Source organism: Pseudomonas sp. GM33 (assembly GCF_000282295.1).
Classification (GTDB): domain Bacteria; phylum Pseudomonadota; class Gammaproteobacteria; order Pseudomonadales; family Pseudomonadaceae; genus Aquipseudomonas; species Aquipseudomonas laurylsulfatiphila.
On sequence record NZ_AKJO01000036.1, the window covers coordinates 1 to 8,579 of the forward strand.

Here is an 8,579-nt window from a genome sequence, read left to right on the forward strand (position 1 = left end):
CGATCTTTTGATCTTGCTTTTATTTACGGGCGACGATGACTGCCCGCATCGGCGCCGGCAGCCCTTCAATCGTCTTGCTGTGATCCTCGGGATCGAGGAAGTCACTGAGCGACTGATACTTCATCCACTCGGTGCCACGCTGTTCCTCGACAGTGGTGGTGCTCACATCCACGCACCTCACATCGCTGAACCCGGCACGTCGCAGCCACAACTCCAGCGCCGGCACCGACGGCAGGAACCACACGTTGCGCATCTGCGCGTAGCGGTCTTCCGGCACCAGCACCTGGTGCTTGTCGCCTTCGACCACCAGCGTTTCCAGCACCAGCTCACCACCCTTGACCAGGCAGTCCTTCAGCGCCAGCAAATGTTCGATGGGCGAGCGGCGGTGGTAGAAAACACCCATGGAAAATACCGTGTCGAAGCCTTCCAGGTTCGGCGGCAGATCTTCGAAGGGGAAGGGCAGGTGCCAGGCGTTCGGTTCGGACAGGTAGCGCTGTACCGCCTGGAACTGGCAGAAGAACAGCCAGTTCGGGTCGACACCGATCACGCTGTCGGCCCCGGCGCCGAGCATGCGCCACATGTAATAGCCGTTGCCGCAGCCGACATCGAGGATGCGCTTGCCCACGAGGTCCAGATGCGGGGCGACCCGCGACCACTTCCAGTCCGAGCGCCATTCGGTGTCGACGTGCACGCCGAACAGGTCGAACGGGCCCTTGCGCCACGGCGACAGGCCCATCAACGCGGAACGCATTTGCGCGCGGGTTTCATCGTCGCAATCGGTATCCAGCTTCAGGCCGTTGAGCAAATCGACTTTGCTCGGCTGGATCTTTGGCAGGGCGTCCAGCGCGCTTTGCCAGCGCTCCAGGTCGCCATGGCCCTTTTCCATTTTCTTGTCGAGTTGCGCCTGCAGGGTGTTGGCCCATTCGGCCAGCGGTGTGCCGGCCAGACGGCGGGCGAGGGGAGACAGATCAATCATGGCAGGGCAATCAACGAGGCAAAGTTAAGACACTGGAACCACGGCACGACTTTCGAGAACCCGGCGGCCAACAGGCGTTCGCGGTGTTCTTCGAGGCTGTCGGGCTTCATGACGTTTTCGATGGCGCTGCGCTTCTGGGCGATTTCCAGCTCGCTGTAGCCGTTGGCGCGTTTGAAGGCGATGTGCAGGTCGGTGAGCAACGCGTGTTCCTGCTCGTCTTCGAAACGCAGTTTTTCCGAGAGAATCAGGGCGCCGCCGGGCAGCAGCGATTGACGGATACGCGTCAACAGCGCGGTGCGTTGGTCCGGGGCGATGAATTGCAGGGTGAAGTTCAGCGCTACCACCGAGGCCGGCTGGAACTCCAGCGCCAGGATGTCGCCCTCGATCACCTCGACCGGCAGCAACTCCTGGAACATCGAGTCCTGGCCATTGAGGTATTCGCGGCAACGCTCGACCATGGCGGCGGAGTTATCCACAGCGATGACGCGGCAACCTTCGGTGCGCACATGCCGGCGCAGGGCCTGGGTCACGGCACCCAGCGACGAGCCCAGGTCGTAGAGCACGCTGCCCGGTTGGGCGAACTGCGCGGCGAGCACGCCGAGGTTTTCGACGATGGTCGGATAGCCCGGTACCGAGCGCTTGATCATGTCCGGGAACACCCGCACCACGTCCTCGTTAAAGGCGAAGTCAGGCACCTGGGCCAAAGGCTGGGCGAAAAGGCGATCGGGTTCTTTGCTCACGGCGGTTCCAGCGGTATCGGTGAAAAGGCCGGCATTTTAGCCAAGTTGGCGTGGGGATGCGCGGGTTGTCTGATAAAGCGGGTGGGTTGATGCAGTTCGAAAGCCGAGAGTGCTCTTGTGGCGAGGGGGCTTGCCCCCGTTGGACTGCGAAGCAGTCCCAAAACCATGCAACCGGGTAATCACAGATACACCCGACTAACAGGGTTTACGACGGCTGCGCCGCCGAACGGGGTGGTGCGGCATTCCGACGAGCCCCCTCGCCACAGGGATCAGCGTTTGCCTTGGGAGAACGCCGAGGCCGTGATGCCCCACTGCCCCAGCCAATAGCTGAGGATGATCACATAGGGTGCCGCATCGAACGGCACCACGAACCGGCTGATGCCAATCACACTGTCCGAAAACACAAACGCCACCGCACCACCGGCGGCCAGCAGGGCCGAACGCTTGGGCACATCACTGCCAAGCCGCGCCAGCGCGCGCCAGAGCATGGCGCTGATCGCCAGGCCGTAGACGATCACCGGAACCAGTAGTGGCCCCAGTCCATGAGAAATCAGAATCCCCAACAGCACTGCACCAACGCCGAGGGCGATGATCAGGGGTAAAAGAGCCAGGCGCCGGCAATCGCTCAAGTAGGCTTTCAGATACGCCAGGTGGGCGACCAGAAATGCGCCGAGACCAAACACGAACAAGTCCCCCGGCAAGGCCAGCAACACGTCGCCGACCAAGGAGAAAATCAAGCCCAGGCTGATCCAGCGCCGATATTCGCCGGGTGGTGCGTCGTGCAGCCAGCCGAGCAAGGCCAGCACCGGCAGCGGCTTGACCAGCAGGCACAGCATGGAGGCATGCACGCTCAGGCCATAAAGAAAGGTCACCGCGCCCATCAGCGCCAGAATCAGCCAGCCCACGGTCAGTTAACCGAGATCGCGCAGTCGAACGAGTCCACCGGCAGCACTTCCGGCGCCCACGGCTGTTGCGAGGTCAGGCGCAAACGTCCCGTGCCGGTTGCAAAAGCCTGGAAGCGCCAGGTCGAAACCCCGGCCGAACCGACGATGCCGGCATCTTCCGGATTTCGATACACCTCTGGCCCCAAGGCGTGCAGCACGCCGCCGGCGGAATCCTGGATCGCCCAGCGATAACCCGTGGTCGGGTTGCTCGGCAGGGTCAGGATCAGGTTTTGCCCGTTGCTGAGTTTCACCGGGCATTCGCTCTGTTTTTCCACGGTCACGTTGTGTTTCGGTTGGGAAGCGCAGGCTGCCAGCAAGGCAAGGCTTATGGGCAGTAGCAGACGGGTTGGGGACATCAAATCAGGCGCTCCTGAATTCGCGACGAACGGCGAGCATAACCGAAGATGAGACAAAGTGTGACGATCACACGCATGGGGAGGGTAGGGCTGACGCTATTGCGAGGGGACGTCTACATGAGGAAGAGGATAATTTTGTAGGCGAACCCGCTAATTATATTAACGGGTGAGTGCCGTGTCGTTAAGCCGAAAGAGAAAAACAGAATTGGCTTTCGGATGTAAATACAACACCCTGTCGAGTTTTGAACTTCATAACGGTTTTGCCAGAGTGTTGTTGTTTGTCATCGCTCACAATCAAGTCAATGACACCCTCGAATGCCCAGTGAGTGGTATAGGCCGGAAAGTTCTCGGTATAAGCGATTTCTATCAATTGGCCAGGGGTATTCAGTGGATAGATGCCCGTCTCGATGTCTTTTGGCATGTAAATATCAAAGGCACGGTCGAGTGGGGTGTTGTGTGCACCGGTCTTGAAAATGGCGATGATTTCCCTGTTTCCGACGCTGGCGAAAAACTCTTCGGAGTGGAAGTCTTCACGGTTCTCCAGAGTGGCATTCAAGTGGTTTTTTGGGCAGCAGCGGCGAAACAGCATGTTGTCATTGATATGCTCATTGACAAGACCTCTTCGCTGGTTGATTTCCATGGAGCTCTCCTGCGTGCTTTACGCACAAATGATTTGAGCCCTGAATGTATAGAGTGGGAATGCCTGGAAGTACTGTCTGAACTAACAGGTTTCAACTTGATGGAAAGGCATGTCGAATTCATTGTTGAAGTTGGATTAAAAAAGACCAGGTTATGAACCTGGCCTTTTTGATACTGCACAGTTTTATCAGAACAATACTTTTGCCACATCCGCAAAGCGCTTGGCAAAGTGCACGGTAATACCCTCCTTCAGATACTCCGGCAGTTCCTCGAAATTACCCCGGTTGGCCTCCGGCAGGATCAGCTCGAAAATTTTCTGCCGCCGCGCCGCAATCACCTTCTCGCGCACCCCGCCAATCGGCAGCACATGCCCGGTCAATGTCAGCTCACCGGTCATGGCCACGCCTTTTTTCGGTGGCTGGTTGCGTGCCAGCGACAGCAGGGCGCTGGCCATGGTCACGCCGGCGCTCGGGCCGTCTTTCGGCGTGGCGCCTTCCGGCACGTGCAGGTGCACGAAGGCTTCGTCGAAGAACTTCGGATCGCCGCCATAGGACTTCAGGTGCGAGCTGACGTAGCTGTAGGCGATCTCCGCCGACTCTTTCATCACGTCACCCAGTTGCCCGGTGAGCTTGAACCCACGGTTGAGGGTGTGGATGCGCGTGGCTTCGATCGGCAGGGTGGCACCGCCCATGCTGGTCCAGGCCAGGCCGGTGATCACGCCGACCCCCGCCAGCACCTGCTCGTTGCGGAACACCGGTTTGCCGAGCGACGCTTCGAGATCTTTCGGGCCGAGCTTGATCACCGCTTTCGGATCGTCGAGCAGTTTCATCACCGCTTTGCGTACCAGCTTGCCGAGGTTTTTTTCCAGCTGGCGCACGCCGGCTTCACGGGCATAGCCGTCGACCAGCGCCTTGAGCGCGCTGTCGCTGATGCTCAGGCTGCCCTTGGACACGCCGGCTTTCTCAAGCTGCTTGGGCCACAGGTGACGCTTGGCGATGGCGACTTTTTCTTCGGTGATGTAGCCCGACAGGCGAATCACTTCCATGCGGTCGAGCAACGGGCCAGGGATCGAGTCGAGGGTGTTGGCGGTGCACACGAACAACACCTTCGACAGGTCCATCCGCAGGTCCAGATAGTGGTCGAGGAATTCGACGTTCTGTTCCGGATCGAGGGTTTCCAGCAGCGCCGAGGCCGGGTCGCCCTGGTAGCTCTGGCCCATCTTGTCGATCTCGTCGAGCATGATCACCGGGTTCATCACTTCGACGTCTTTGAGCGCTTGCACCAGTTTGCCCGGCTGCGCGCCGATGTAGGTGCGGCGGTGGCCCTTGATCTCGGCTTCGTCGCGCATGCCGCCAAGGCTGAAGCGATAGAACGGCCGGCCCAGGGATTCGGCGATGGATTTGCCGACGCTGGTCTTGCCCACGCCCGGCGGCCCCACCAGCAGTACGATGGAACCGCTGATTTCGCCTTTATAGGCACCAACGGCGAGGAATTCGAGGATGCGGTCCTTGATGTCTTCGAGGCCGGCATGGTGTTTGTCCAGCACCTTGCGCGCGTGCTTGAGGTCGAGTTTATCCTCGCCGTACACGCCCCACGGCACCGAGGTCGCCCAGTCGATGTAATTGCGGGTGACCGCATACTCCGGCGAGCCGGTCTCGAGGATCGACAGCTTGTTCATTTCCTCTTCGAGGCGTTTCTGCACCTGCGCCGGCAGGACTTTGCCCACCAGTCGCTGCTCGAACTGTTCAAGGTCGGCGCTGCGGTCGTCCTTGGTCAGGCCCAGCTCCTGCTGGATGACCTTGAGTTGCTCCTTGAGGAAGAACTCGCGCTGATGTTCACCGATCTTGCGGTTAACTTCGGCGGAAATCTCTTTTTGCAGGCGCGCGACCTCGACTTCCTTGCGCAGCATCGGCAGGACTTTTTCCATGCGCTTGAGCATCGGCACGCAGTCGAGCACTTCCTGCAGCTCACTACCGGTGGCCGAGGTGAGCGCGGCGGCGAAGTCGGTCAGCGGCGACGGGTCGTTGGGGCTGAAGCGGTTGAGGTAGTTCTTCAACTCTTCGCTGTACAGCGGGTTGAGCGGCAGCAGTTCCTTGATCGCATTGATCAGCGCCATGCCGTAGGCCTTGACCTCGTCGGTCGGCTCGGTGGGCTGGTGCGGGTATTCGACTTCCACCAGGTACGGCGGGCGATGGTGCTTGAGCCAGGTTTTCAGACGCACACGGGTCAGGCCCTGGGCGACGAATTGCAGTTTGCCGTTTTCGCGGCTGGCGTGGTGCACCTTGACCAGGGTGCCGTAGAGCGGCAGGGCCGAAGTGTCGAAGTGACGCGGATCTTCCTGGGGCGTGTCCATGTAGAACAGGGCCAGGGAGTGGTGTTCGGACTTGGCCACCAGGTCGAGGGTCTCGGCCCACGGCTCTTCGTTGACGATGACCGGCAGGACCTGGGCCGGGAAGAATGGCCGGTTGTGGATCGGGATGATGTAGACCTTGTCCGGCAGGTTCTGGCCGGGCAGGGCCAGGCCTTTGCCGGGTTTGTGCTGTGGAGCGCTTTGCGGATCGGCGTATTCGCTCGGGTCTTCGGGGAATTCTTGCTGGTCGCTCATGGGGGCACCTGCACAATGGGTATGGGTCTTAGATGGGGCAGGTTGGCGGTGGTTTCAACGGTCATTTTCTGCAACGCCGTGTTTCGAAGGCGTGTTCAGCGCAGAGACAGGTTAGCTGGATTTTGCGGCGACACTATCCCCTGTGGGAGCGAGCTTGCTCGCGATGGGGGCATGACAGACACCCTTGAAGTGATTGTCAGACCGCTATCGCGAGCAAGCTCGCTCCCACAGTAGTCCGGGGGTGCCTGGAAATCTGCGGCCACAAAAAAGGCGACGTCCTCACGGGCGTCGCCTTTCGTTTTACTGCCGCTGAAACTTACTCGGACAGTTTGTACGCAATCACATAGTCACCCATCTTGGTGCCCAGTGAGCCGTGGCCACCGACGACCAACAGCACGTACTGCTTGCCGTCCTTGCCGGTGTAGGTCATCGGCGTAGCCTGACCGCCAGCCGGCAGGCGCGCTTTCCAAAGCTCCTTGCCGGTGTTGACGTCATAGGCGCGCAGGTATTGATCCAGCGTGCCGCTGAGGAAGCCGACGCCGCCAGCAGTGACCATCGAACCGCCCATGCTTGGTACGCCGAGTGTCAGGCCGATCGGCAATGGGGAACTGTCGCGGCTGGTGCCGTTCTTGCGTTTCCACACGACTTTGCCTGTGGTCAGGTCGATGCCGGCTACGTAGCCCCAGGCCGGCGCCTGGCAGGGTACGCCGAACGGCGACATGAACGGGTGCATGATCACCGCGTAAGGTGCGCCGGTGTTCGGTTGCACGCCCGCGGTTTCGCTCTCGCGCTTGCTGTCGGCCGCGACTTCGGCGCGAGGCACCATTTTCGAGACGAAGGCCATGTAGTTCGGGCTGGTGAACAGCATCTGGCGAACCGGGTCGACGGAAACGCCGCCCCAGTTGAAGACGCCAACGTTACCCGGATAGATCAGGCTGCCCTGTTCCGACGGTGGGGTGTACTGGCCTTCGTAGCGCAATTCCTTGAACTGGATGCGGCACAGCATCTGGTCGAACGGGCTGGCGCCCCACATGGCTTTTTCGGTCAGTTCCGGGGCCAGCAGGTTCAGGTCCGAACGGGCCTGGGTCGGTGCGGTGTGGTCACCTTTCACGGCGCCTTGTGGAGCCGGGATTTCCTTGATCGGGATGATCGGCGTGCCGTCACGACGGTCGAGGACGTACAGGCTGCCTTGCTTGGTCGGTTGGATAACGGCCGGCTTGATGCCGTCGGCGGTTTTCATGTCCAGCAGGGTTGGCTGGCTGCCGACGTCCATGTCCCACAGGTCATGGTGAGTGAACTGGTAGTTCCAGCGCACCTTGCCGGTGGCCAGGTCCAGCGCAACCAGGCCGGCACTGAACTTCTCGGCGCCCGGGGTGCGGTCTGCGCCCCACTGGTCAGGGGTCTGGTTGCCCAGTGGCAGGTAGACCATGCCGAGTTTTTCGTCGACGCTGGCCAGCGACCACATGTTGGCCGAGTTGCGGCTGTAGTGTTCGCCCTCTGGCAGCGGTTCGGTGGCGTCTGGATTGTTGCTGTCCCAGTTCCACACCAGATGACCGTCGTGTACGTCAAAGGCACGGATCACGCCTGAGGGCTCGTTGGTCGACTCGTTGTCGGTGACGTGGCCGCCCATGATCACCAGGTTACGGGTGATCGCTGCCGGCGAGGTGGCGTAGTAGCCACCAGGGGTGAACGGCCCGATGCCTTGAGTCAGGTCAACCACGCCGTTTTTACCGAAACCTTCGCAGACCTTGCCGGTGTCGGCGTTGAGCGCGATCAGGCGTGCATCGGCAGTTGGCAGGTACAGGCGACGCGGGCAGGCCTGGGCGACGGCTTTGCCGGCTTCAGAGATGACGGCGGAGGCAGCGTTTTCAGACTGGGCGTAGGCCGCTTCGTCGTAGTACGACACGCCACGGCAGGTCATGTGGGCGAAGCCCTTGAAGCCCACCGGGCTCTTGATCTGCGGGTCGAAACGCCACAGTTCCTTGCCGGTGTCCGGGTCCAGCGCCAGCACCTTGCTATGGGCGGTGCAGGCATAGAGCATGCCGTTGGCCTTGAGCGGGGTGTTTTCGTTGGTCAGTTCCACCGGGTCATCGGCGGTAGGCAGATCGCCGGTCTGGATACGCCAGGCTTCTTGCAGTTTACCGACGTTGGCCGGGGTGATCTGCTTGAGCGGCGAGTAGCGGTCGCCGAATTCGCTGCGGCCATAGGCTTGCCAGTCGCCTTCGGGCATCTGAGGCGCGGTGCTGGTCATGTCCGCGGTGTCGCGACCCAGTTCGCCCAAGGTCTCGCCCGGGTGGGTGAACTGGCTGGCCACGGCGG

General features: G+C 60.9%; 7 protein-coding genes. All 7 read right to left on the reverse strand.

From position 1 onward, the window contains the following. Nucleotides 1-19: 19 nt before the first annotated feature. On the reverse strand, nt 20-976 hold the full coding sequence (gene cmoB, locus PMI26_RS23085) for a tRNA 5-methoxyuridine(34)/uridine 5-oxyacetic acid(34) synthase CmoB (protein ID WP_007971754.1): 957 nt from the start codon (nt 974-976) through the stop codon (nt 20-22). Continuing rightward, nucleotides 973-1,716 carry a carboxy-S-adenosyl-L-methionine synthase CmoA gene (gene cmoA, locus PMI26_RS23080; RefSeq protein ID WP_007971757.1) on the reverse strand — a complete coding sequence of 248 codons (744 nt, stop codon included), beginning with the start codon at nt 1,714-1,716 and terminating at the stop codon, nt 973-975. The genes cmoB and cmoA overlap by 4 nt, the downstream gene beginning before the upstream one ends. A gap of 269 nt (nt 1,717-1,985) precedes the next feature. Then, nucleotides 1,986-2,621 carry a lysoplasmalogenase gene (locus PMI26_RS23075; protein WP_007971758.1) on the reverse strand — a complete coding sequence of 212 codons (636 nt, stop codon included), beginning with the start codon at nt 2,619-2,621 and terminating at the stop codon, nt 1,986-1,988. Between the two features lie 2 nt (nt 2,622-2,623). After that, nucleotides 2,624-3,016, reverse strand: a complete 393-nt coding sequence (locus PMI26_RS23070; protein WP_007971760.1) for a protease inhibitor I42 family protein — start codon at nt 3,014-3,016, stop codon at nt 2,624-2,626. A 181-nt stretch (nt 3,017-3,197) separates the two neighbouring features. Beyond that, a complete protein-coding gene (locus PMI26_RS23065) occupies nt 3,198-3,656 on the reverse strand; it encodes a hypothetical protein (RefSeq protein WP_007971762.1) in 459 nt (152 codons plus the stop codon). Nucleotides 3,657-3,842: 186 nt separating this feature from the next. Continuing rightward, complete coding sequence (gene lon / locus PMI26_RS23060) at nt 3,843-6,260, reverse strand: endopeptidase La (RefSeq protein ID WP_007971763.1); 2,418 nt, start codon at nt 6,258-6,260, stop codon at nt 3,843-3,845. Between the two features lie 316 nt (nt 6,261-6,576). Further along, on the reverse strand, nt 6,577-8,579 hold a 2,003-nt coding region (locus PMI26_RS23055), incomplete at its 5' end, for a glucose/quinate/shikimate family membrane-bound PQQ-dependent dehydrogenase (RefSeq protein ID WP_007971764.1).

What these genes read in the sequence shown, in the direction of transcription:
- PMI26_RS23065 (WP_007971762.1), bottom strand. Translation starts at nt 3,656, where the DNA reads ATGGAAATCAACCAGCGAAGAGGTCTTGTCAATGAGCATATCAATGAC.
- cmoB (WP_007971754.1), bottom strand. Translation starts at nt 976, where the DNA reads ATGATTGATCTGTCTCCCCTCGCCCGCCGTCTGGCCGGCACACCGCTG.
- lon (WP_007971763.1), bottom strand. Translation starts at nt 6,260, where the DNA reads ATGAGCGACCAGCAAGAATTCCCCGAAGACCCGAGCGAATACGCCGAT.
- PMI26_RS23070 (WP_007971760.1), bottom strand. Translation starts at nt 3,016, where the DNA reads ATGTCCCCAACCCGTCTGCTACTGCCCATAAGCCTTGCCTTGCTGGCA.